General features: G+C 69.6%; 1 protein-coding gene. It reads left to right on the forward strand.

Annotated elements, in window-relative coordinates:
- The coding region (locus ACSNOK_RS35990) for a cobaltochelatase subunit CobN (protein ID WP_436784858.1) at window positions 1-240 on the forward strand (240 nt) is incomplete at both ends.

The raw sequence follows: 240 nt of genomic DNA on the forward strand, positions 1-240 counted from the left end.
CTCTTCGGCTACGACGCGACGGCCGGGGTCGTGGACGACTGGATGTACCAGCGGCTCGCGGCCGAGTACGTCTTCGACGAGACCAACCAGGAGTTCATGAAGCGCTCCAACCCGTGGGCGCTGCGCGGGGTGACCGAGCGGCTGCTGGAGGCCGCCGACCGCGGGCTGTGGGCCGAGCCGGAGGAGCAGACCCTGGAGCGGCTGCGCGAGATCTACCTCGAACTCGAAGGCGACCTGGAG

Source organism: Streptomyces sp. URMC 126 (assembly GCF_051386555.1).
Taxonomy (GTDB): domain Bacteria; phylum Actinomycetota; class Actinomycetes; order Streptomycetales; family Streptomycetaceae; genus Streptomyces.